At 67.7% G+C, this 21,038-nt stretch carries 22 protein-coding genes; 14 read left to right on the forward strand and 8 right to left on the reverse strand.

What is annotated here, in order from left to right; genetic code table 11:
* The first annotated feature begins 229 nt into the window (after positions 1–229).
* Both BM075_RS22100 and mgrA read left to right on the forward strand, forming a co-directional pair.
* Positions 230–1,363 carry an aminotransferase class V-fold PLP-dependent enzyme gene (locus tag BM075_RS22100; protein ID WP_093362822.1) on the forward strand — a complete coding sequence of 378 codons (1,134 nt, stop codon included), beginning with the start codon at positions 230–232 and terminating at the stop codon, positions 1,361–1,363.
* A gap of 108 nt (positions 1,364–1,471) precedes the next feature.
* A complete protein-coding gene (mgrA, locus tag BM075_RS22105; protein ID WP_093362823.1) occupies positions 1,472–2,503 on the forward strand; it encodes an L-glyceraldehyde 3-phosphate reductase in 1,032 nt (343 codons plus the stop codon).
* A 1-nt stretch (position 2,504) separates the two neighbouring features.
* Here the strand turns inward: mgrA and BM075_RS22110 are convergent, their stop codons facing one another.
* Positions 2,505–3,170, reverse strand: a complete 666-nt coding sequence (locus BM075_RS22110; RefSeq protein ID WP_093362824.1) for an SOS response-associated peptidase — start codon at positions 3,168–3,170, stop codon at positions 2,505–2,507.
* Between the two features lie 74 nt (positions 3,171–3,244).
* Positions 3,245–4,816, reverse strand: coding sequence for a bifunctional metallophosphatase/5'-nucleotidase (locus BM075_RS22115; RefSeq protein ID WP_093362825.1), 1,572 nt, complete (start codon positions 4,814–4,816; stop codon positions 3,245–3,247).
* A 148-nt stretch (positions 4,817–4,964) separates the two neighbouring features.
* Here BM075_RS22115 and BM075_RS22120 point away from each other — a divergent pair, with 148 nt between their 5' ends.
* Complete coding sequence (locus BM075_RS22120) at positions 4,965–5,303, forward strand: DUF952 domain-containing protein (RefSeq protein WP_093362826.1); 339 nt, start codon at positions 4,965–4,967, stop codon at positions 5,301–5,303.
* The gene (locus tag BM075_RS22125) at positions 5,300–6,346 is read left to right on the forward strand and encodes a quinone-dependent dihydroorotate dehydrogenase (protein WP_093362827.1); all 1,047 of its coding nucleotides are present in this window, start codon (positions 5,300–5,302) and stop codon (positions 6,344–6,346) included. The genes BM075_RS22120 and BM075_RS22125 overlap by 4 nt, the downstream gene beginning before the upstream one ends.
* A gap of 37 nt (positions 6,347–6,383) precedes the next feature.
* Here the strand turns inward: BM075_RS22125 and BM075_RS24550 are convergent, their stop codons facing one another.
* Complete coding sequence (locus BM075_RS24550) at positions 6,384–6,548, reverse strand: hypothetical protein (protein WP_177208451.1); 165 nt, start codon at positions 6,546–6,548, stop codon at positions 6,384–6,386.
* A 227-nt stretch (positions 6,549–6,775) separates the two neighbouring features.
* On the opposite strand from BM075_RS24550, the gene BM075_RS22130 reads away from it, so the two are divergent.
* Positions 6,776–7,117: a nuclear transport factor 2 family protein gene (locus tag BM075_RS22130; RefSeq protein WP_093362828.1), complete on the forward strand. Its 342-nt coding sequence runs from the start codon at positions 6,776–6,778 to the stop codon at positions 7,115–7,117.
* 18 nt (positions 7,118–7,135) lie between these two features.
* Here the strand turns inward: BM075_RS22130 and BM075_RS22135 are convergent, their stop codons facing one another.
* The 3 genes from BM075_RS22135 to BM075_RS22145 are packed head-to-tail and all read right to left on the reverse strand — an operon-like array spanning position 7,136 to position 9,397.
* Positions 7,136–8,470 carry an MATE family efflux transporter gene (locus BM075_RS22135; protein ID WP_093362829.1) on the reverse strand — a complete coding sequence of 445 codons (1,335 nt, stop codon included), beginning with the start codon at positions 8,468–8,470 and terminating at the stop codon, positions 7,136–7,138.
* Entirely contained in the window at positions 8,463–8,966 is a 504-nt protein-coding gene (locus BM075_RS22140; protein ID WP_093362830.1) for a PaaI family thioesterase, read from the reverse strand. Before BM075_RS22140 ends, BM075_RS22135 begins: the two co-directional genes overlap by 8 nt.
* Positions 8,963–9,397, reverse strand: coding sequence for a PaaI family thioesterase (locus BM075_RS22145; RefSeq protein WP_093362831.1), 435 nt, complete (start codon positions 9,395–9,397; stop codon positions 8,963–8,965). Before BM075_RS22145 ends, BM075_RS22140 begins: the two co-directional genes overlap by 4 nt.
* Positions 9,398–9,544: 147 nt before the next feature.
* On the opposite strand from BM075_RS22145, the gene BM075_RS22150 reads away from it, so the two are divergent.
* The 8 genes from BM075_RS22150 (at position 9,545) to BM075_RS22190 (ending at position 17,850) form a co-directional block, all read left to right on the forward strand.
* Positions 9,545–9,913: a MerR family transcriptional regulator gene (locus tag BM075_RS22150; protein ID WP_093362832.1), complete on the forward strand. Its 369-nt coding sequence runs from the start codon at positions 9,545–9,547 to the stop codon at positions 9,911–9,913.
* A 218-nt stretch (positions 9,914–10,131) separates the two neighbouring features.
* Positions 10,132–10,527 carry a MerR family transcriptional regulator gene (locus tag BM075_RS22155; protein WP_093362864.1) on the forward strand — a complete coding sequence of 132 codons (396 nt, stop codon included), beginning with the start codon at positions 10,132–10,134 and terminating at the stop codon, positions 10,525–10,527.
* Positions 10,528–10,558: 31 nt separating this feature from the next.
* Positions 10,559–12,337, forward strand: coding sequence for an acyl-CoA dehydrogenase C-terminal domain-containing protein (locus BM075_RS22160; RefSeq protein ID WP_093362833.1), 1,779 nt, complete (start codon positions 10,559–10,561; stop codon positions 12,335–12,337).
* A gap of 16 nt (positions 12,338–12,353) precedes the next feature.
* Positions 12,354–12,572: a hypothetical protein gene (locus tag BM075_RS22165; protein WP_093362834.1), complete on the forward strand. Its 219-nt coding sequence runs from the start codon at positions 12,354–12,356 to the stop codon at positions 12,570–12,572.
* A gap of 267 nt (positions 12,573–12,839) precedes the next feature.
* Complete coding sequence (locus BM075_RS22170) at positions 12,840–13,469, forward strand: glutathione S-transferase family protein (protein ID WP_177208453.1); 630 nt, start codon at positions 12,840–12,842, stop codon at positions 13,467–13,469.
* Positions 13,470–13,485: 16 nt separating this feature from the next.
* On the forward strand, positions 13,486–14,697 hold the full coding sequence (locus BM075_RS22175; protein ID WP_093362836.1) for an acetyl-CoA C-acetyltransferase: 1,212 nt from the start codon (positions 13,486–13,488) through the stop codon (positions 14,695–14,697).
* Between the two features lie 25 nt (positions 14,698–14,722).
* A complete protein-coding gene (locus BM075_RS25135) occupies positions 14,723–15,658 on the forward strand; it encodes a cupin domain-containing protein (RefSeq protein WP_218152897.1) in 936 nt (311 codons plus the stop codon).
* Positions 15,655–17,850: a 3-hydroxyacyl-CoA dehydrogenase NAD-binding domain-containing protein gene (locus BM075_RS22190; protein WP_093362837.1), complete on the forward strand. Its 2,196-nt coding sequence runs from the start codon at positions 15,655–15,657 to the stop codon at positions 17,848–17,850. The genes BM075_RS25135 and BM075_RS22190 overlap by 4 nt, the downstream gene beginning before the upstream one ends.
* Positions 17,851–17,958: 108 nt before the next feature.
* Here the strand turns inward: BM075_RS22190 and BM075_RS22195 are convergent, their stop codons facing one another.
* Entirely contained in the window at positions 17,959–18,630 is a 672-nt protein-coding gene (locus BM075_RS22195; protein ID WP_093362838.1) for a Hint domain-containing protein, read from the reverse strand.
* Between the two features lie 329 nt (positions 18,631–18,959).
* Here BM075_RS22195 and BM075_RS22200 point away from each other — a divergent pair, with 329 nt between their 5' ends.
* The gene (locus tag BM075_RS22200) at positions 18,960–19,976 is read left to right on the forward strand and encodes a hypothetical protein (RefSeq protein ID WP_093362839.1); all 1,017 of its coding nucleotides are present in this window, start codon (positions 18,960–18,962) and stop codon (positions 19,974–19,976) included.
* 107 nt (positions 19,977–20,083) lie between these two features.
* Here BM075_RS22200 and BM075_RS22205 read toward each other — a convergent pair whose 3' ends face one another.
* The gene (locus tag BM075_RS22205) at positions 20,084–21,034 is read right to left on the reverse strand and encodes an SPOR domain-containing protein (RefSeq protein ID WP_143089927.1); all 951 of its coding nucleotides are present in this window, start codon (positions 21,032–21,034) and stop codon (positions 20,084–20,086) included.
* Positions 21,035–21,038 lie beyond the last annotated feature (4 nt).

A 21,038-nucleotide genomic window follows, 5' to 3' on the forward strand; every position in this document is an offset into this window, starting at 1 on the left:
CTAGAAAAAATCCAAAACTCTCTTACGATCAAAAATCAAAAAACATAACGCCCCGCTCGGTCAAACCAAGCGGGGCGTTATCGCGTCAGGGGGGGCCGGAAAGAGCGCAGATCGACGATACCGAATTGGGGAAATGACGCCCCTGTGCATCGTCCGGCGCCGCCTTTTCAGTGGCGGAAGGGCCTTGCGCGCCGTAGAGGTGACAGCGAGCAAGAGAGGAGTTTCTGCGATGCCCGGCCTGCGCCCCGATGTCGATCCTGACGGCCTGAGCGAGTTTTCGGTGGTCTTTACCGACCGCTCGTTGAACCACATGTCGGCGAAGTTCCAGGGGGTGATGCGCGACATCTCGGCGATGCTGCGCGAGGTCTACGGAGCCGACGCCGTGGCATTGGTGCCGGGTGGCGGCACGTTCGCGATGGAGGCGGTCGCACGGCAGTTCGCCACCGGCCGCCGCGCGCTGATCGTCCGCAACGGCTGGTTCTCCTATCGGTGGACGCAGATCTTCGAGGCCGGCGGTTTTGCCGAAGAGACGCAGGTGGTGATGGCCCGGCCTGCAGGGAATACCCCCAAGGCCCCCTTCGCACCGCCGCCAATCGAGGAGGTGACCAGCGCGATCCGCGAGGCGCGGCCGGACCTCGTCTTTGCGCCGCACGTGGAGACCTCGTCTGGCATCATCCTGCCCGACGCGTATGTGCGCGACATGGCGGCGGCGGCCCATGAGGTGGGAGCATTGATGGTGCTCGATTGCATCGCGTCGGGCTGCGTCTGGGTGGACATGGCCGACACGGGTGTGGATGTCCTGATTTCCGCGCCGCAGAAGGGCTGGTCTGCCTCGCCGTCGGCCGGGATGGTGATGCTGTCGGCTCGGGCGGCCGAACGGCTGGAGGAGACCGTCTCGACCTCCTTCGCGATGGACTTGAAGAAATGGCGCGCGATCATGACGGCGTACGAGGATGGCGGGCACGCCTATCACGCCACCATGCCCACCGACGCGCTGGTCGGGCTGCGCGACGCGATGGCCGAGACCAAGGCGATGGGCTTCGACGCGGCGAAGGCGGCGCAATGGCGGCTGGGGACGGAGGTTCGGGAGATGCTGGCGGCGATGGGCGTGGCCTCGGTCGCCGCTCAAGGGTACGGCGCACCGGGCGTCGTCGTCTCCTACACCGACGATCCGGAGATCCAGACCGGGCGCAAGTTCCTCGCCGAAGGGATGCAGATCGCGGCTGGCGTGCCCCTGCAGGTTGGCGAGGGGGCCGAGTTCCGCACCTTCCGTATCGGGCTCTTCGGGCTCGACAAGCTGAACGACGTCGACGGCACGGTGGCGCGGTTGCGCGACGTGCTGGACCGGGTGATCGACGGCTGACGTCGCGGGCGCCGGGCGCTGGCGGCTTGAAGTGCCCCGGCGTTTTGGCAATGGTCTCTGTCGGAGGGCGCGCGGGGGAGCCGCGCCCGGAAGACCGGGAGAGATCGCATGACCTATAGTGCCGCTGCCAACCGATACGACCGGATGGAATACCGCCGTTGCGGGGCCTCGGGGCTGAAACTGCCCGCGGTCTCGCTCGGGCTGTGGCACAATTTTGGGCACGAGACGCCGCATCAGACCAAGCGCGACATCTGCCGGACAGCGTTCGACCACGGGATCACGCATTTCGATCTGGCCAACAACTACGGGCCGCCGCCGGGCTCCGCCGAGGAGGCGTTCGGGGAAATCCTGCGGACGGATTTCCGCGACCATCGCGACGAACTGATCATCTCGTCCAAGGCCGGCTACCTGATGTGGGACGGGCCGTATGGCGAGTGGGGCAGCCGCAAGTATTTGATGGCGAGCTGCGACCAGAGCCTGAAACGAATGGGGCTGGACTACGTCGATATCTTCTATTCCCACCGCTTCGATCCGGAGACTCCACTGGAAGAAACGATGGGCGCGCTGGCGGACATCGTGCGGGCGGGTAAGGCGCTTTACGTGGGGATTTCATCCTACAACTCGGCGCGAACGCGCGAAGCGGTGGCGCTGCTGAAGGAGATGGGCGTGCCCTGCCTGATCCACCAGCCGAGCTATTCCATGTTGAACCGCTGGGTGGAGCGTGACGGGCTGCGCGAGACGCTGGCGGAACTGGGCGTCGGCTCCATCGCGTTCTCGCCGCTGGCGCAGGGGATGCTGACCAGCAAGTACCTCAATGGCGTGCCGGAGGGCAGCCGGGCGACCAAGGGCGGCTCGTTCCGGGACGGGTTCCTGACGGAAAGCGCCCTGGCGAGCGTCCGTGCCCTGAACGACCTGGCGGAGCGGCGCGGGCAGACGCTGGCGCAGATGGCGATCGCCTGGGTGCTGCGCGGCGGCGGGATCACCACGGCGCTGATTGGGGCCAGCCGGCCGGAGCAGGTGACGGACTGTGCGGGGGCGGTGCGGAACCTCGACTTCACCGAGGAGGAGCTGGCCGAGATCGACGATCTGTCCTCCGAGGAGGATATCAACCTGTGGGCGAGCTCGTCGGAAGGGGTGTAACTCAGGCGGCGAGCGGCTCGATGAGGTGCGCACCCTGGGCGCGGTTCGAGTTGACCTCCGGGTCAACGCGATGCCACGCGAGGGAGCCGTCGGGCGCAGGGCGCATCAGCCGGGCAGCGCCCTTTCCGCTCTCGCCAAGCCAGAGCGGCCAGTCCTCCGGCGCGAGGATCACAGGCATCCGGCTGTGCAACGCCTCCATCCCGTTCCCGGCGGCGCAGGTGACGATGGCCACGGTCGTCATCGCCTCGCCGTCCCGCTCCCAGTCCTGCCAGATGCCGGCGAGCGCCATGGGGCCACCATCGGCTGGGTGTATGAACCACGGCAGCCGCGCACCCTCCGGCCCCTTGGTCCATTCATAGAACCCGTCCGCCGGGACGATGCAGCGCCGTTCGCGCACCGCCTCTCGAAAGGCCGGTTTCTCGGCCACGGTTTCGGCGCGGGCGTTGATGAGGAGCGGGCCGTCGGTGGGCGTCTTGTACCACTTCGGCATGAAGCCCCACCGCATCGCCCGCAGGCGGCGTTGGCCACCCTCGGTGACGGCAGTCGTCAGTTGATTGGTGGGGCAGACGTTGTAGCGGTCACCGTCCGGCAGATCGTTCGACGGCACGGCATCGAAGAGCCGCGCCATGGCGTCGATGGGCATGGTGTTCACGAGGCGTCCGCACATGGGACCAATCTAGGGTCTCGAAGGGGACGTGGAAAGGTGCCCGGCGCAGCCGCCGGGCACGAAAAGGCCATGGGTCAGTTGGCGAGCGTGATGCGGCCGTCGGTGTAGGGCGCATAGGGGCCCTGCTCGGCGAGGTACTCCGCGGTCACGTCGGCAAGGTCCGGGCCATAGTCATAGGCGTTCTCGGCATCCACGAACATCTTGTAGCCGTCCCCGCCGGTGCGCACGAAGTTGTTCGAGACCAGCGTATAGGTCGCCTCCGGGTCGATCGGCGCCCAGCCGTCGCCATCGGCCACCATCACGTCGGAGATCCGGCTGCCCGGTTCGGCCGAGGGATTCCAGGCGAACTTCAGACCGGCCACCTGCGGGAATCGGCCGGCGCCTTCCTCCACCTGGCTGACGCCGTTTTCCAGCGCGTCGATCACCGTCTGGCCGGACGTCTGGAAGGTCGAGAGCGTGTTCTGGAACGGAAGCACGGTCAGCACCTCGCCCATGGTCACTTCGCCCGCGTCAATGGAGGCGCGCAGGCCGCCGCCATTGGTGATGGCGATCTGCACGCCCTGGTCCTTCACCCGGTCGAGCATCGCATCGGCCACCAGGTTGCCCATGGCGCATTCCTGCGTCCGGCAGACTTCGCGGCTGCCTTCGATGGCCTCGGAGGTCTCGGCCACGACCTTGCCCCGGATCTCGTCCAGAGGCTTTGCCAGTTCGGAGATCCGGTCGAGAGTGGCCTGATCCTCCGTCACCGAAGCGTCCATGATGAGCGGCTCGCCGGTCGCCTCGACGATCTTGCCCTCGTCGTCGAAGGTCACGTTCAGCTCGCCCAGGAACTTGCCGTAGGCATAGGCCTGCACGATGGCGGTGTCGCCCACCATGGTCGGGTAGGGGCCGCGGGCCTTGTCCGACGTGTTGGAGAGGTAGGTGTTGTCGTGCCCGCCCACGATCACGTCCACACCGGTGGTGTTTTCAGCAACCCGCTGGTCGACGAGGTAACCGGAGTGGCTGAGCACGATGATCTTGTTCACGCCCTGCTTGGTGAGCTTGTCCACCTCGCCCTGCACGGCCTCCGACGGGTCGCCGAAGATGACGTTCGGGCCGGAGCTCGACAACTCACCGGTGTCCATCGGCGTCAGCCCGATCAAGCCGAGCTTCTCGCCGCCCCGCTCGATGACGGTGGATTTCTCGATGGCGTCGGCCAGATGTTCTTCGCCGCTCACGTCGGCGTTCGACATCAGGACGGGGAAATCGACGGTGTCCATGAAGCCGCGCAGCACTTCGGGGCCGTCGTCGAACTCGTGGTTGCCGACGGTCATCGCGTCGTAGCCGAGCTTGTTCATGAACTCGGCGGCCATCTTGCCCTTGTAGTAGGTATAGAAGAGCGAGCCCTGGAACTGGTCGCCACCGTCCAGAAGAACGGAATTGTTCGAGCGCGTGCGGGCCTCCTCGATGGCCGTCACAAGGCGCGCGGTGCCGCCGAAACACTCGCCGGCTTCGTTGTCCTCGGCGGCGCAGGTCGAGTCGTATTTCGAAATCGGCTCGAAGCGGGAATGGAAATCGTTGGTGTGTAAAATGGTCAGGCTGTAGTCGGCCGCGGCCGGTCCGGCAAGGACGGCGGCCATGGCGGCCAGCAGATGGCGTGAAGGCATCGAATGTCTCCCTATGGGTTATCGGCCCAGCTTGTCGTGTCCGGCGGCGGAGGTCAAATGGACCTGCGCTGCCTTCCGCCAAGGAACCGGCGCCGCACGCGGAAGGAGCGCGCTTGACCGCGTCGCATCCATTGGGCAGAGGTCTCGCATGTTGATCTTCAAGATATTCCGCCGCCCCGAGTGGGAGGCGTTCCGCGCCGAGGGCCAGACGCCGGGGGCGCCGGTCGATCTGGCCGACGGGTTTATCCACCTGTCGACGGCGGGGCAGGTGGCCGAGACGGCGGAAAAACACTTCGGAACCGAGAGCGATCTGGTGCTGGTGGCGCTGGACGTGGACAAACTCGGCCCGGCGCTGAAGTGGGAAGCCTCGCGCGGGGGCGCGCTGTTTCCGCATCTCTACCGGCCGCTGGAGATCGGCGAGGTCGTCTGGGACAAGTCGCTCCCGCTCGGCGCCTCCGGCCACATCTTTCCCGAGGGCGTGGTGTGAACTGGGTCGAGCGGGCGGGCATGGCCGCGTTTCACCGCATGGACCCGGAGGTGGCCCACGGCCTGTCGCTGAAGGCGCTGAACGCGGGTCTGGTGCCGCTGCCCGGCCCGATCACCTCGCCCCGCTTGCGGACGACCGTGGCGGGCCTCGACCTGCCGAACCCGGTGGGCTTGGCGGCGGGGCTGGACAAGAACGCCGTGGCGCTCGGGCCGCTCTCGCGGGCGGGCTTCGGCTTTCTGGAGGTGGGGGCGACCACCCCGCGCCCGCAGCCGGGCAACCCCAGGCCGCGACTCTTCCGCCTGAAGGAGGACCGCGCCGTCATCAACCGGTTCGGTTTCAACAACGAGGGCATGGAGGCGATGGCGGCCCGGCTGGCCAAGCGGCCCCGGGAGGCCGTGATCGGCCTGAACCTCGGCGCGAACAAGGACAGCGCCGACCGCGCCGCCGATTTCGCCCGGGTGCTGGAGACCTGCGGGCCGGATCTCGATTTCGCGACCGTCAACGTCTCCTCGCCCAACACCGAGAACCTGCGCGACCTGCAGGGAAAGGCCGCGCTGGAGGCGCTGCTGCGTGGCGTGCTGGAGGTGCGGGACGGCCTCTCCCGGCGCATTCCGATCTTCCTGAAGATCGCGCCCGACCTGACGGGGGCGGAGATTGCCGACATCGCGGCCGTTGCGGCCACCGTCGGGGTGGACGGGATCGTCGCCACCAATACGACGCTCTCCCGTGATGGGCTGCAAAGCCGGAACGCCCGGCAGGCCGGCGGCCTCTCCGGCGCGCCGCTTTTCACCATGTCCACCTCCGTGCTGGCCCGGCTCCATGCGGAGACCGGTGGGGCAATACCGCTCATCGGGGTGGGCGGCATCGCGTCGGGCGAAGACGCCTACGCCAAGATACGCGCCGGTGCGTCGGCGGTGCAGCTCTATACCGCGCTGGTCTATGGCGGCATCGGTCTGGTGGCCCGGATCGTTCGGGACCTCGACGCCCTGCTGGACCGCGACGGGTTCGCCAATGTGGCGGACGCCGTCGGCATCGACCATTAGCGCGGGCGCGGCGGCAGCGGGCGGTCAGGCCCGTCGCCTACTTGCAACCGACAAGTTGATAGACCGTCGTGCGGTGAATTGCCGGCGCATCGCCGCCGTCCCGCCACATGGCCCAGCTTGAGACGTACTCCTGCCGGTATCGCGGGAAATAGACGTAACGGAACGCCTCCGACGTCGTCCCGTCCGCAGCGGCAATCGTCATGCGGTTCACACAGGACCGCTGGACGCAGTCGAAAACGGTCGTGACCGGGCCGTTCGACGTGGTCCGGTCCAGTTGCCTTGATGCGCGTCATCGGGGGCGTCCGCCGAATGTTCGGATTAGGGGAGGGACGCCGGGCGTGGTATGATCCCGCATCGCCGGGGCAACGGTGTGCGCGGCGCGAACCGCCACCCTGGGATGGCCCGGCGCATTCGCAGCGGGAGGACACCATGGCTGTATTCGAGAAAATTCAGGCGGCGCGGCGGGCGAAGGACATGAAAGCGTACGGCGATCTCATGGCCGACGATTGCGTCTTCGTGCGTCATCAGAGCGGCACGGAGATGAAGAAGTCCGAAATCACCGCGATGCTCGACAAGATGATGGAGGGCGGCGGCTCTTTCGGCGACGAGCGGAAGATCTACGAGAACGACGACATCCTCGTGATGCACTCCATCAACGACTACCCGGACGGCTCGCGGGAGGCGGTTCTGGCCTGCTACACGCTGAAAGACGGCAAGATCACCCGTCTGGAAACCGGGGCCACGCCGCTGCAAGCGCCTGCGCACGCCTGAGACAGACCTGCGCCGCCCTCACGCTCCGACGGCGGCGCGTTCCAGCGCGGGATAGCGCGCGCCCAACGTCGCGCCGCGCGCCACGAAGCAGACCATCAGCGCCGCCCAGAGGCCGTGATTGCCGAAGGGCGGCATCAGCAGCGCCAGCGTCGCTGCGTAGATCGCCGTCGCGACGATCATCATGTTGCGCATGTCGCGCGAGCGGGTGGCGCCGATGAAGATGCCGTCGAGCATCCACGCCGGCCCGCCCAGCAGCGGCGCCGCCACCATCCACGGCAGGTAGGTGCGGGCCTCCGCGCGGACGGTTTCGGCCGTGGTCATCGTGTCGATGATGGCGCCCCCAAGCAGCGCGAAGGCCACGGCCAGCAGCACCCCGCACCCCATGCCCCATTGGCTCGTCCGAATGGCCGAGATGCGCAGCAGCCCCAGCCTGTGGGCACCGATCGCCTGTGCGACAAGGGCCTCCGCGGCAAAGGCGAAGCCGTCCATCGCGAAGGCCGTGACCTCGAGGAACTGCAGCAGCACCTGGTTGGCTGCCAGCGTCACGTCGCCGAAGTCCGCCCCGTAGAACAGGAAGGATACGAACACCGCCTGCAGCAGCAGCGAGCGGATCAGGATGTCGGTGTTGACCGACGCCATGTGCCGGAGCCGTTCCCGGTCGAAGACGCGGGCCCAGTCCCGCCACGCGGGCGAGGCGAAGGCCGCGCGGCAGAGCCACAGCCCGAGCGCCGCGCCGGACCATTCGGCAAGGAACGTCGCGCTCGCCACCCCCTCCACGCCCCAGCCGAACCCCAGCACGAAGAGCAGGTCCAAAACGATGTTCGTCCCGTTCATGGCGATCTGAAGGACCAGAACCGACCGCGTCCGCTCCTGCGCGATCAGCCAGCCCGTCAGCCCGTAGACGGCGATGGCCGCAGGCGCGGACCAGACCCGGATCGCCATGTAGCGGCGGGCAAGCCCCTCCACCTCCGGCGAGGCGGGCGAAATGCGGAAGGCCCCGGCGAAGATCAGCGGTTGCAGCAGGATCAGGCCGAGCCCCGCCACCGCCGCGATCATCAGCGCCCGGGTCAGCAGCGCCGACACCTCGGCCGAGTTTCCCGCCCCGAGCGCCAGCCCGACCAGCCCCGTGGTCCCCATGCGCAGGAAGCCGAAGGCCCAGTAGACCGTCGTCAGAATGATCGCGCCGATGCCCACCGCCCCGATGGGGGCCGCCTCGCCCAGTTGCCCGACAACGCCGGTATCCACCAGGCCGAGGATCGGGACCGTGGCATTCGACAGCACGATGGGTGCCGCCACCGCGAGAATGCGGCGATGACTGACCGGCACCCCGCCGGCCTGCGCGGCCTCACTCATGGGCGGGCATCAGGAAATGGCCGGTCGCTTGTGCGAAGGGGCGGGCGCGGTTGTCCTGCCAGGCTTCCACATGCACACTGGAATACCGCCGCCCGGAGCGGTTCACCCGGGCGCGGGCGTAGGCATCGCGTGGCAGGCCGGTGCGAAGGAAATCGACGGTCATGTCGATGGTCTTCGGCTGGCGGGGCAGGCTCTCCGGGCCGATGGCGGCGGCATCGACCGCCCCGCTCTCGATCTGCTCCCAGAGGATCGACCAGCCCAGCCCAATGATCGCCGTGACCTCCAGGAAGGAAGCGATGGCGCCCCCGTGCAGGGCCGGCAGGAGCGGGTTGCCGATGTGGGTGTCCCGATAGGGCAGGATCGCGGTCAACTCGTCCCCCCGCCGGTCGAACTCGATCCCGAGAAAAGTGATGTAGGGCACCCCTTGCACCAGCGCGTGCAGCGCCCGGTCGCGCCGCTCCTTGACCACCTGCACGGGTTCCGGCTGCTGCCTCATTGTCCCGCCCCGCGTTTCTCGAAGGTGAAGGCGCCCACGGCGGAGGCCACGGGCGTCACTTCCCCGCCGTCCGCCTCCGTGGCCGTCGCCCGCACGAAGGCGACGGTGCGCGTCGTGTGATAACAGATCGCCTCGCAGACGATCCGCGCCCCCTTTCGCGCTGGCCGCATGTAGTCGATCCGCAGGTCCAGCGTCGCGGTGATGCCGGAGCCGTCCGGCACGGTCATCACCGCGGTGCCGCAGCAGGTGTCCATCAGGGCCGAAACCGCGCCGCCGTGGATCACGCCGGAGCGCGGATCGCCCACCAGGCGCGCATCGTAGGGCAGGGAGACGACCGCGCGCCCGTCGCCGCTCTCCTCGAGCCGCATTCCGAGCGCTTTTGAGAAGGGCAGGGCGTCGATCAAGCCCCGCAAGTGCGTGCCTCTGTCCATGATCCTGCTCCAGCTTGGCGTTCAATGCGTGTTATCCGGCCCACTGTCCGGACACGCAAGGCGAGATAGTGCGATATCGCCATTGAACCGACCGGGAGGGAGGTCTAGCGTTGCGTCAATCGATTTAGCGATGGGATGTAGGCAGCGATGCCTGACACGCCGCTCGGTTTCAAGCAGATGTGCGCAAAGTTCGATGTCACGCCACGAACCTTGCGATACTACGAGTATATCGAACTGCTGCAGCCTGAAAAGGACGGCCGCGTCCGCCGGTACGGCCCGCGCGAGGTGGCGCGGATGACCCTGATCCTGCGGGGCCGCCGGTTCGGGTTCAGCCTGGAGGAAATCCGGCGCTGGCTCCTGCTCTACGAGGAGGAGGGCGCACGCTCCCAACTCGGCGCCTGGATCGAGATGGCGGACCGCCAGTTGACGGTGTTGCGCGCGCAACGCGCCGAGCTAGATGAAACGATACTGCACCTGCAGAAACTCCGCGACGAGACGGCGAGGGATTTGGTATGATCAAAAGGGGAAATCGATTTACCGCGACCGCGTGCCTACGCTCAAAGCGTTTTGAATACTGGTACACTGCACTCACGCGATGCCCTCCCGTGAATGCAGGGGCAGAAAGTGACGCAGCGTCCAGCATACCTGTGCGCCTGGCCGCGGTGTAGGAAGGTTTTGATTGAGAATTGAGGGCCTCCGAGGGCCTGAGCCTCGGTTGGCGCAAGGAAGAGACGATGACTGACGAGTTGATGACCATCCGGGAAATGTGCGACGCGTTCGACGTGACGCCGCGGACGTTGCGCTTCTACGAGGCCAAGGAGCTTCTGTTTCCGATTCGGCAAGGCACCAAGCGGCTGTTCACCCGGAGGGACCGTGCCCGCCTGACCCTGATCCTGCGCGGCAAGCGCTTCGGGTTCAGTCTGGAGGAAATCCGGCAACTGCTCGACCTCTACGACCGCGACGAACGCATGACGCAGCTTGCCAAGACGTACGAATTGGCCAAACATCGGCTGGCCGACATGGAACGTCAGCGGCGGGACCTCGACGAGTCAATCGCCGAGCTGAAAGAGCATCTGGTCTGGGGAAAACAGATGCTTGAGTCGATGTCGTCGCGAGAAGCCGCGGAGTAGACCGGCACCGCGCGAGGGAGGAGAGCGCCGTATGCCGACCTATACCGCCCCTGTGGCCGACATCCAGTTCGTCCTGCACGACGTCCTGAAAGTGGCCGGGCAGGATATTCCCGGCTACGCCGATCTGGACCCAGACTTTACCGCGGCGGTGTTCGAGGAGGCCGGCAAGATCGCCTCGCACGTCCTGGCCCCGCTGAACCGCGTCGGCGACGTGGAGGGCTGCATGCTCGAAAACGGCGTCGTGCGCACGCCAACCGGGTTCCGCGCGGCCTTCGAGCAGCTCAAGGCCGGCGGCTGGCCCGCGCTGGAGTGTGATCCGGCGTACGGCGGACAGGGGATGCCCGCGCTGCTCGGCACGGCGGTGGGAGAGATCTTCTCCGCCGCCAACCAGTCCTTCACCATGTACCACGGCCTGACCCACGGCGCCTATTCCGCGATCCGCTCGCACGGGACCGCGGAGCAGATGGCGACGTACCTGCCAAAGCTGGTCTCCTGCGAGTGGACCGGCACGATGAACTTGACGGAACCGCATTGCGGCACCGATCTGGGCCTCATGCGGACGAAGGCCATACCGCAGGCCGACGGCACCTACCGGATCACCGGGCAGAAGATCTTCATCTCTGCCGGCGATCACGACCTGGCCGAGAACGTGGTGCACCTCGTTCTGGCGAAGATCCCGGGCGGGCCCGAAGGGATCAAGGGCGTGTCGCTGTTCATCGTGCCGAAGATCCTCGTGAGCGACGATGGCGCGCTGCGCGGCCGCAACGCCGTCTCCGTCGGCAAGCTCGAAGAGAAGATGGGCGTGCACGGCAACGCCACCTGCGTGATGAACTACGACGAGGCCGAGGGGTACCTGCTGGGCGCCGAACACAAGGGCCTGCGGGCGATGTTCACCATGATGAACGAGGCCCGGCTCGGCGTGGCGATGCAGGGCCTGGCGCAGGCGGAGGCCGCATACCAGAACGCCGCCGCCTATGCGAAAGACCGCCTGCAAGGCCGCGCTGTTACGGGGCCGGAAAACCCCGACGGGCCGGCCGACCCGATCATCGTGCACCCCGACGTCCGCCGGATGCTGCTGGACCAGAAAGCCTTCATCGAAGGGGGGCGTGCCTTCATGCTGTGGGGCGCGACGTTGCTCGACCGGGTGCGCCGTAGCGGCGACGCGGAGGCCGAGGGGCTGGTCTCGCTGCTGACACCCGTGCTGAAGGGGTTTTTGACGGACAAGGGCTTCGAATGCACGATCGCCGCCCAGCAGGTATTGGGCGGGCATGGCTATATCGAGGAATGGGGCATGTCCCAGTTCGCCCGCGATGCCCGCATCACCCAGATCTACGAGGGCGCGAACGGCATCCAGGCGCTGGACCTCGTGGGCCGCAAACTCGCATCCGACGGCGGGCGCCACATGAGCGGCTTCTTCGGGCGGGTTGAGAGCTTCATCGGTGCCTGCGCGCAAAAGGACGCCCTGGGAGAGGATTTCCTAGACCCCCTCGCGGCCGCGGCCCGGGATTTGCAGGCGGCAGCAGCATATTTCCTCAAGGTCGGCATGACGGACCCGAACGCCGCGCTCGCCGGCTCCTACGATTTCATGCACCTCCTGGGACATGTCGCGCTCGGCCTGATGTGGTCACAGATGGCCGACGCCTCCGCCAGCGCGCTCGCCGCCGGCGAAGGCGCCGCCGCGTTCCACCAGACCAAGCTCGCCACCGGCCGCTACTACATGGCCCGCCTCCTGCCGGCGACACGCCTCCACCTCGCCCGCATCGAAAGCGGCGCGGAGCCGGTCATGGCGCTCGGCGCGCACGCATTCTGACGCGAGAGGACTGCGGATGGCAAAGCGGCTCCATTTCACCCGGCGGCTCAACGTCGCCCTGAGCGAAGACGCCTACCGCACCCTGCGTCGTTTCTCTGACCATGCGGGCATCAGCCAGGACGAGGCGCTGTGCTTTCTCTTCGAACATTTCGGGAGCGTCACGGACCAGGACGCGCTGCCCCACCGGCTCCGGCTCTTCAAGGCGGATCTGGCAGAGCGGAAACGTCAACCGTGACGGGACCGGCGAGGAAGGGACGCCTTCGGCGAGGGTATTTGGGCCAACAAGAAGGGGCGGCGGGTCCACCCTGCCCCCGGCCGGGTGACGAAGCTGGCCGTCGCCGGGGCCCGCGGGGCAGGGCTTCTCGTTGGGCGGTCATCGGCTCCCCAGCCTGTACCGCGGCGTCAGATTAGCCCGAACTTAATTAACAGGAGATTGACCGTTCTTCTTGTTGGGAAAAATACCCATAATAGACGGAGCGGCTGGGAGGAGACGCTGGTGAGGATGCACCTTTATTGTTTTGGAGAATCCGGAAACGCCTACAAGGCGGCGCTGTCGCTGGAGCTTGCCGGGCTCGAGTGGCAGCCCGTCTGGGTGGATTTCTTCCACGGGGAGACCCGTACGCCCGATTATCGCGCGCTGAACCCGATGGGCGAAGTGCCGGTGCTGGTCGACGGCGACCTGGTACTGACCCAGTCCGGTGTGATTCAGGACTACGTCGTGGAGATTTCCGGGAAGCTGGGGTGGCGGGACTCTGCGGAGCGGCGCGACATCCTGCGCTGGATCCTGTTCGACAACCACAAGAATTCCGGCGTCTCCGGGCCGGTTCGCTTCAACATGAACTTCCTGCCGGAGGCGAAGCGCGATGCGGGGGCGAATGCGTACCTGATGGCCCGGCACGGGGCGGCGATGAAGGTGCTCGATGGCTGTCTGGACGGGCGGGACTGGTTGGTCGGGGACCGCCCGACCATCGCGGACATCGCCAACTGCGGCTACCTCTACTACCCGGAGCCGTTTGGGTTCGACCGGACGACATATCCCAATATCGACGCGTGGCTGGACCGGATCGCGGGCCTGCCCGGTTGGAAGCACCCCTACGACCTGATGCCCGGCTCGCCGGCGGACCGGGCCTGAACGGAAGGATCACCCGATGACCGATGCCTACATCTATGACGCCGTGCGCAGCCCCCGGGGCAAGGGCCGCAAGGACGGGGCGCTGCACGAGGTGACGGCCGTCCGGTTGTCGGCCCTGATGCTCGACGCAATCCGCAGCCGGAACGGTCTGGATGGCCATGCGGTGGAGGATGTGATCTGGGGCAATGCCACCCAGGTGGCGGAGCAGGGCGGATGCCTGGCGCGGACGGCCGTGCTGGCCTCGGATCTGGACGAACGCATCCCGGGCCTCTCGATCAACCGCTTCTGCGCCAGCGGGCTGGAGGCCGTGAACCTGGCGGCCAACCAGATACGCGGCGGCGCCGGGCAGGCCTATATCGCGGGCGGCGTGGAGATGATGGGTCGCGTTCCGATGAGTTCGGACGGGGCGGCGATTGCCGTCGATCCGTCGGTCGCGATGGAGACCTATTTCGTCCCGCAGGGGATTTCGGCCGATATCATAGCGACCGAATTCGGCTTCACCCGCGATCAGGCGGACGCGCTGGCCGTGGAAAGCCAGCGCCGCGCGAAGATGGCGTGGGACGAGGGCCGCTTCGACAGGTCCGTCGTGCCCGTGACGGACCGGAACGGCCTGACGATCCTCGACCGGGACGAGTACATGCGTCCCGGCACGGACATGCAGGCGCTGGGCGCGCTCAGTCCCGCCTTCGAGCAGATGGGCACAGCGATGCCCGGTTTCGACAAGGTGGCGCTCATGAAGTACCCGCACCTCGAGGAGATCCGGCACATCCACCACGCGGGAAACTCCTCCGGCATCGTGGACGGGGCCGCGGCGGTCCTTGTCGGGTCCCGGCAGTTCGGCGACGAGTTCGGGCTGACGCCCCGCGCGCGCATCCGCGCCACTGCCAAGATCGGCTCGGACCCGACGATCATGCTGACCGGCCCCGTGCCCGCCACGGAGAAGGTCCTGGCCGACAGCGGCATGGGCATCGGCGATATCGACCTATTCGAGGTCAACGAGGCGTTTTCCGCCGTTGTCCTGCGCTTCCAGCAGGCCTTCGACGTGTCGCCGGAGAAGGTCAATGTCAACGGAGGCGCGATTGCGATGGGCCATCCGCTCGGCGCGACAGGCGCGATCATCCTCGGCATGTTGCTGGACGAACTCGAACGCTCGGACAAGCAGGTCGGGCTGGCGACCCTTTGCGTGGCCTCCGGGATGGGCGCCGCGACGATTATCGAGCGGGTGTGACCATGGGGCTGCGGAGATTTCGGACATGCCGGTGATCGACCTTGCCCGCGCGCCGCGTGAAAGCGCCGGGGCGGAGGACCCGCTGGGCGCCTACGACCGGGTCTCCGTCGGAGACGCCGGCGGGCTCACGCAGTACGGCGTGGTGCTGGAGACGCTCGGGCCGGGCGCGCGCTCGTCCGACCGGCACTGGCACGAGGCGGAGGACGAGTTCCTCTGGATGCTGGAGGGCACGGCCCTGCTGGTCGACGTCTTCGGCGAGACGCCGCTCACGCCGGGCGATGCCGTGGCGTGGAAGGCAGGCGTGCCCAACGCCCACCAGATCGTCAACCGCAGCGACGGCCCCGCCCGGTTCCTCGTGGCCGGCTGGCGCGCGGAGCGGGACGTTGTGCAGTACCCGGACCTGGGCCGCCGCGCCATCGTCGAGGCGGGCGGCAGCCGGACGATGAAAGACGGATCGGCCGGGGAGCCGGACGTCGGCACCATGCCGCGGGCCGTCATCGACCGTGCCACATGTCCGGTCAAAACCGGCTCGATCTATCCCGCTCCCTATGCCGCGATGATGGCGGGGCGCAGTTCGCTGCGCTTTGGCCAGGCGGGCGGGCTGACCCAGTTCGGGGCCAACCTGGTCCGGCTCGAGCCCGGCGCGCTGTCCTCGCTGCGCCACTGGCATGCGCGGGAAGACGAGTTCGCGATGGTGACGGAGGGCATCTGCACCCTCGTCGACGACACCGGCGCGCAGGATCTGGGGCCCGGCGCCTGCGTGGCCTTTCCCGCCGGCGATCCCAACGGCCACCATTTCGTCAACCGTACCGATCGGCCGGCAACCTTCCTCGTCCTGGGGGCGCGAATGGACCCGGAGACGACGACCTATTCCGACCTCGACCTGCAGATGGAACTGAAGGACGGTCGCTCGACCTTCACGCGCCGGGATGGCAGCCCTTATCATGGAGACAGCGCATGAGCGATTTTACCATGGAGACCGGCGCCGACGGCGTCGCGATCATCACCTGGGACACGCCGGGGAAATCCATGAACGTGATGAGCGAGCAGGGGTTCGATGACCTCGACGCGCTGATCGACCGGGTGCTGTCCGACGACGCGATCAAGGGCGCCGTCCTCACCTCCGGCAAGCCGGGCAGCTTTGCCGGCGGGATGGACCTCAACGTCATCGCCCGGATGAAGGAGCGCGACGAGGACCCGGCGAAGGGGATCTTCGAGGGGATCATGCGCGTGCACGGCATCCTGCGAAAGATCGAGCGCGCCGGGATGGACCCCAAGACCAACGCGGGCGGCAAGCCCATCGCGGCGGCACTGCCGGGCACGGCGCTGGGCATCGGGCTTGAACTGCCGCTCGCCTGCCACCGCATCTTCGCCGCGGACAATCCGAAGGCCAAGATCGGCCTGCCGGAGATCCTGGTGGGCATCTTCCCCGGGGCAGGGGGCACCACGCGGCTGGTGCGCAAGCTGGGCGCGATGGGGGCCTCGCCCCTGCTGCTGGAAGGCAAGCTGAACATCCCGGCCAAGGCGAAGGCGGCGGGCGTGGTGGACGAAGTCGTCCCCGCCGAGGACCTGCTCGACCGGGCGCGGGAGTGGGTCCTGTCGGAGCCGAAGATCGTCAAGCCGTGGGACGAGCGGGGCTACAAGATGCCGGGCGGGGCACCCTATCACCCCGCCGGTTTCATGACCTTCCTCGGCGCTTCCGCGATGGTGAACGGCAAGACGCAGGGCGTCTACCCCGCCGCCAAGGCGCTGCTGTCCGCGGCCTACGAGGGCGCGCTCGTGCCCTTCGATACGGCGCTGAAGATCGAGGCGCGCTGGTTCACCGGCATTCTGCTCAACCCGTCGTCCTCCGCCATGATCCGCGCGCTCTTTCTCAACAAGGAGGCGCTGGAAAAGGGCGCGAACCGCCCCGACGTGCCGAAACAGACCGTTGAGAAGCTCGGCGTCCTCGGCGCGGGCATGATGGGGGCCGGCATCGCGCTGGTCGCGGCGCAGGCCGGCATCGAGGTGGTGCTGCTCGACCAGAGCCGGGAGGCGGCCGAGGGCGGCAGGGCCTATGCCGAGCGCTACATGGACAAGGGCATCCAGCGCGGCAAGGCCACGGCAGAGTCCAAGACGGCGCTGCTGGCGCGCATCACGCCCACGGACGACTACGCCGCCCTTGCCGGATGCGACCTGATCGTCGAAGCCGTGTTCGAAGACCCGAAGATCAAGGCCGAGGTCACCGCGAAGGCCGAGGCGGTCGTGGGCGAGGACTGCATCTTCGCCACCAACACCTCCACCCTGCCCATCAGCAGCCTCGCGAAGGCCAGCCGCCGGCCGGAGCAGTTCATCGGCATCCACTTCTTCTCGCCCGTCGAACGGATGCTGCTGGTGGAGATCATCAAGGGAAAGCAGACCGGCGCGCGTGCGGTGGCCAAGGCACTCGACTTCGCCCGCCAGATCCGCAAAACGCCCATCGTGGTGAACGACGCCCGGTTCTTCTACGCCAACCGCTGCATCATTCCCTACATGAACGAAGGCATCCGGATGGTGGGCGAAGGCGTCAGCCCGGCACTGATCGAGAATGCCGCGAAGCTGGTCGGAATGCCGGTCGGGCCGCTGCAGCTCGTCGACGAGGTCTCCATAGACCTCGGCGTGAAGATCGCCAAGGCCACGCGCGCCGCGATGGGCGACGCTTACCCCGATGCGGAGGTGGACGAGGTCGTCTTCTGGCTGGCTGACGAGGGGCGGCTGGGCCGCAAGGCAAAGGCGGGGTTCTACGACTACGACGCGCGCGGAAAACGCACCGGCCTCTGGCCCGGGCTGACGGAGAAATTCCCCCGCGCCGCCGAGCAGCCCACGCTGATCGACGTGCAGCACCGCCTGCTTTTCATCCAGGCGCTGGAAGCGGTCCGTGCGCTGGAGGATGGCGTGCTGGAGGACATCCGCGAAGGCGACGTGGGGGCCATCCTCGGCTGGGGCTTCGCCCCATGGTCGGGCGGGCCGTTCAGCTGGCTCGACATGCTGGGCACGCCCTACGCCGCCGCGCGCAGCGCGCAACTGGCCGAAGCCTTCGGGAGGCGCTTCGCGGTACCGGAGCTGCTGGCCGAGATGGGCCGCAAGGGACAGACGTTCTATGGCCGTTTCGGCCGCAGCGAAGACGCGGCCTGACACTGCTCACGGCAACGAGCGACGGCGCGCCACCCCTGGCGCGCCGTTTTCGTTGTCCCGCTGGGTCGGGGACTGCTCGATTGTTCCTCAATGACCGCCGGTGACCGCTCAGGCGCCCCCGGGATGCGGCGTCAGGCGCGGACCCTTGGGCGCATGGAGATCCCGGATCTCCAGACTGGCCACCACCATCTCTGCCGTCGCCTTCGGCAGCACGGGGTAGCGAACGTCTTGCCGCCCCCAGACCGCGGCCTCCAGCGTGACGGGGCTGGGCGCTTCCTCGGACGGGCAGTAGATCAGCGCCTCGCCCTCCACGAAGATCATCTGCGGCGTCTCGAAGGTCAGCGTGACCGTGGTGACCGGCGCTTGCGGCCGCATCTTGCGCGTGCCGCCCAGGCGCGACAGCGTCTTTGCTTCGATCAATGCAAAGGGCTCCCCAAGGATCGCCTTCGCCATGTCGCTCTCTACCATCACCGCCTGTTTCTGGGTCACCAGGATCGGGCGGCGGTTGCCAATCACCCCGGCCGGAACGGAGATCATGGGGGTGGGTGCCGCTTCGTCCCCGTGCGGGGCCTCCAGCCGGCTGTTCACGCCGGTGACGGCCTGCATGCCGTCGTCAAATGTGATGATCTCGTCCCCGACGCGGATTTCCTCGACCGGGCACCAGCCCTTGGCCGTGGCCACGAACGTTCCGGCTGCGAGCCCTCCACCGGCGTTGGTCGCCCGTGTGGACCGCCCGGCGTCTGCGGCCTTTCCCGCTCTTCCGTATAGCCAGTGCAACATTCGTTCCGTCCTTTGCGTCCGGCCGGGACATCCGGTCGTGATTATGTTCAATGAAGACCTACCGAGCGGACGTGATTTCGGTCGCAACGCGTCGAAAATGAGGCATTGGCCTCATTTACAGATTAAATGCCCACCTATCGCCGAAATTGTTTCCCTAAACAGAACACGCGGCTGAAAAATCCCGAGCGTTTCGCCACTTGGCGGCGCGGAACGGTCACGCATTCGGCCCGGGATTGCCCTTTTCGCGCAGATCGAATCGCGAACATTCGCCCGATTGTTCCGGAACCGGCGCTGCGCTATTCTCCGCCCATAATAGGCAGAGCAGACAGATGACCGCCCTCAAGCAATATGCCAAGCTGGAGTCCCAGGGTGTGTGGAGAGCCCATCCAGACGCCCAGCGGCAGAACGTCATCGTGGCTTTCGGCGACGCGTCGCTGGTGATCGTGGCCAGCAACGGGCAGCCGCTCAGCCACTGGTCCCTTGCGGCCGTGGTGCGCGTCAACCCCGGCGACCTGCCCGCCCTCTACACCCCCTCGGCCGATGCGATCGAAACGCTCGAAGTCGACGACGACATGATGATCGACGCCATCGAGCAGGTGCGCACCGCGATCCTCAGATCCCGCCCGCGCCACGGCCGGCTGCGCGTGATCCTCACGGCCGGCGTGGCGGCGGCCACGGTGGCGGCGGCCGTCCTGTGGCTGCCCGGGGCGCTGATGCGGCACACCCTCGGCGTGGTGCCCGAACCGACCCGGAGCGAGCTCGGCACGCGCCTTTTCACCGCCATCGGCCGCGTCTCCGGCGCGCCCTGCCGCTCGCGGGAGGGCGACCTCGCGCTCGCGCGCCTGTCGTCCCGGCTTCTGGCTCCGGGGAGCGCCGGGCTGCTGGTCATGCCGGGCGGCATTCCGGACACGATCTCCTTGCCGGGCGGGGCGATGCTGCTCAACAGCCGGCTGGTCGAGGACAACGAAAGCGCCGAGGCGGTCGCGGGCTTCGTCCTCGCCGAAGACGTGCGCCGCCACCAGGAGGACCCGCTGCGCCCGCTTCTGGAAAGCGCCGGCCCCGCCGCGACGATCCGCTTGCTGACCACGGGGCATATGCCGGACTCCGCGCTTCGCGCCTATGCCGAAACCCTGACCACAGCCGAGCCGGCCCGTCCGCCGGACGCCGCCCTGCTGCAGCGTTTCGAGGCCGCGCAGGTTCCCTCCACACCCTACGCCTACGCGCTCGACATCACCGGCGAGGAGACGCTGGGCCTGATCGAGGCCGACCCCATGCGCAGCGGCGATGCCCGCCTCGTCATCGGCAAGGCGGACTGGGCGGCGCTCCAGCAGATCTGCGACGGTTAATCCCCTCAAACGGCCGGCCCCCTCGAAACGGCGACGCCCCGCCGCAAGGGGCGGGGCGTTAGCCTGAATGAGACCTGCTTCCGTCTCTCGTTTTCTTCTTCTTCTTGTTATTTCGGTTGTCTGGGAAAGGCGTCCGTGAACCCGGCGCGCCGCGCCGTGGTCAGCGCCGAGCGCACCTGCGCCTCGGTGGCGAACGGGCCGGAGACCACCACCTTCAGCTCCCGGCCGCCGCTGGTGTACCGCGCGGTGCCGGCGGGCAGGCCTGCCTGCTGCAGGCGGGCGACGGCGGCCTGCGCGTTGCTCGGAACCGCATAGGTGCCGACCTGGACATACCGGCGCGACGCGGGCGCCATGGTGGACAGGCGGGCGCCCGTCTGCGGCTCGGCGAGCTTCTGGGGCACGTCGTTCGTCCAGACCCGGTTCATCTGCGCCGAACCTTCGGCCGTGCGCTCCCCCCGGTCGGGATTGTACTGGCCTTCGTCGAAGGCATAGGTGTACCCGGCCGGCGGCGTCGGCAGCTTGGTGCGCGGCGTGGCCGCGGCGGTCTTGGCCGGGCTGCACCAGATGGTGACCTTCCCGTCGTTCGCCTTGCGGTACATCACCGGCGCGTCGTCCGGGCAGCGGATCTGGAGCGCGGGCGCGTTGTAGGTCGGGCTGGCGGGCGCGGGGGCCTTGGCGCGCGGCGCCTTCCGGCTGGGTGCGGGCGCGGGAGCAGGGGCCTGCGCGACCTGCGTCGTGGTGGCCGCCGGCGCAGCCTTGGCAGGGGCGGGGGCTGATGGCGCGGCAACCTCCACCGTTGCCGTCCCGGCTGCGGTCGAGGTCGGGGCCATGCCGCAGACAGGCGTCCGCTCCCGCGTCATGCGCGGAATCCACGCGGTGGCGCCATTCAACTCCGCCCGCACGAAGGCGCAGCCGGAACTGTCGACGTACTGCGTCCCCTCGAACGAGGCAGGCGGCAGCTCCGCCGGAGTCCCGGTCTGGGCATTTGCAGTGACCGGAGCGATCCCGCTGGCGATGGCAGTCGCCAGAAGGGCCGAACGAACGGTTCGGATCATCATTCAT

Source organism: Tropicimonas isoalkanivorans (assembly GCF_900112335.1).
Lineage (GTDB): Bacteria > Pseudomonadota > Alphaproteobacteria > Rhodobacterales > Rhodobacteraceae > Tropicimonas > Tropicimonas isoalkanivorans.

Bases quoted from the DNA above. Each gene is read 5' to 3' on its own strand.
- BM075_RS22100 (WP_093362822.1), top strand. From the start codon at position 230: ATGCCCGGCCTGCGCCCCGATGTCGATCCTGACGGCCTGAGCGAGTTT.
- mgrA (WP_093362823.1), top strand. From the start codon at position 1,472: ATGACCTATAGTGCCGCTGCCAACCGATACGACCGGATGGAATACCGC.
- BM075_RS22110 (WP_093362824.1), bottom strand. From the start codon at position 3,170: ATGTGCGGACGCCTCGTGAACACCATGCCCATCGACGCCATGGCGCGG.
- BM075_RS22115 (WP_093362825.1), bottom strand. From the start codon at position 4,816: ATGCCTTCACGCCATCTGCTGGCCGCCATGGCCGCCGTCCTTGCCGGA.
- BM075_RS22120 (WP_093362826.1), top strand. From the start codon at position 4,965: ATGTTGATCTTCAAGATATTCCGCCGCCCCGAGTGGGAGGCGTTCCGC.
- BM075_RS24550 (WP_177208451.1), bottom strand. From the start codon at position 6,548: ATGACGATTGCCGCTGCGGACGGGACGACGTCGGAGGCGTTCCGTTAC.
- BM075_RS22130 (WP_093362828.1), top strand. From the start codon at position 6,776: ATGGCTGTATTCGAGAAAATTCAGGCGGCGCGGCGGGCGAAGGACATG.
- BM075_RS22135 (WP_093362829.1), bottom strand. From the start codon at position 8,470: ATGAGTGAGGCCGCGCAGGCCGGCGGGGTGCCGGTCAGTCATCGCCGC.
- BM075_RS22140 (WP_093362830.1), bottom strand. From the start codon at position 8,966: ATGAGGCAGCAGCCGGAACCCGTGCAGGTGGTCAAGGAGCGGCGCGAC.
- BM075_RS22145 (WP_093362831.1), bottom strand. From the start codon at position 9,397: ATGGACAGAGGCACGCACTTGCGGGGCTTGATCGACGCCCTGCCCTTC.
- BM075_RS22150 (WP_093362832.1), top strand. From the start codon at position 9,545: ATGCCTGACACGCCGCTCGGTTTCAAGCAGATGTGCGCAAAGTTCGAT.
- BM075_RS22155 (WP_093362864.1), top strand. From the start codon at position 10,132: ATGACTGACGAGTTGATGACCATCCGGGAAATGTGCGACGCGTTCGAC.
- BM075_RS22160 (WP_093362833.1), top strand. From the start codon at position 10,559: ATGCCGACCTATACCGCCCCTGTGGCCGACATCCAGTTCGTCCTGCAC.
- BM075_RS22165 (WP_093362834.1), top strand. From the start codon at position 12,354: ATGGCAAAGCGGCTCCATTTCACCCGGCGGCTCAACGTCGCCCTGAGC.
- BM075_RS22170 (WP_177208453.1), top strand. From the start codon at position 12,840: ATGCACCTTTATTGTTTTGGAGAATCCGGAAACGCCTACAAGGCGGCG.
- BM075_RS22175 (WP_093362836.1), top strand. From the start codon at position 13,486: ATGACCGATGCCTACATCTATGACGCCGTGCGCAGCCCCCGGGGCAAG.
- BM075_RS25135 (WP_218152897.1), top strand. From the start codon at position 14,723: ATGCCGGTGATCGACCTTGCCCGCGCGCCGCGTGAAAGCGCCGGGGCG.
- BM075_RS22190 (WP_093362837.1), top strand. From the start codon at position 15,655: ATGAGCGATTTTACCATGGAGACCGGCGCCGACGGCGTCGCGATCATC.
- BM075_RS22195 (WP_093362838.1), bottom strand. From the start codon at position 18,630: ATGTTGCACTGGCTATACGGAAGAGCGGGAAAGGCCGCAGACGCCGGG.
- BM075_RS22200 (WP_093362839.1), top strand. From the start codon at position 18,960: ATGACCGCCCTCAAGCAATATGCCAAGCTGGAGTCCCAGGGTGTGTGG.
- BM075_RS22205 (WP_143089927.1), bottom strand. From the start codon at position 21,034: ATGATGATCCGAACCGTTCGTTCGGCCCTTCTGGCGACTGCCATCGCC.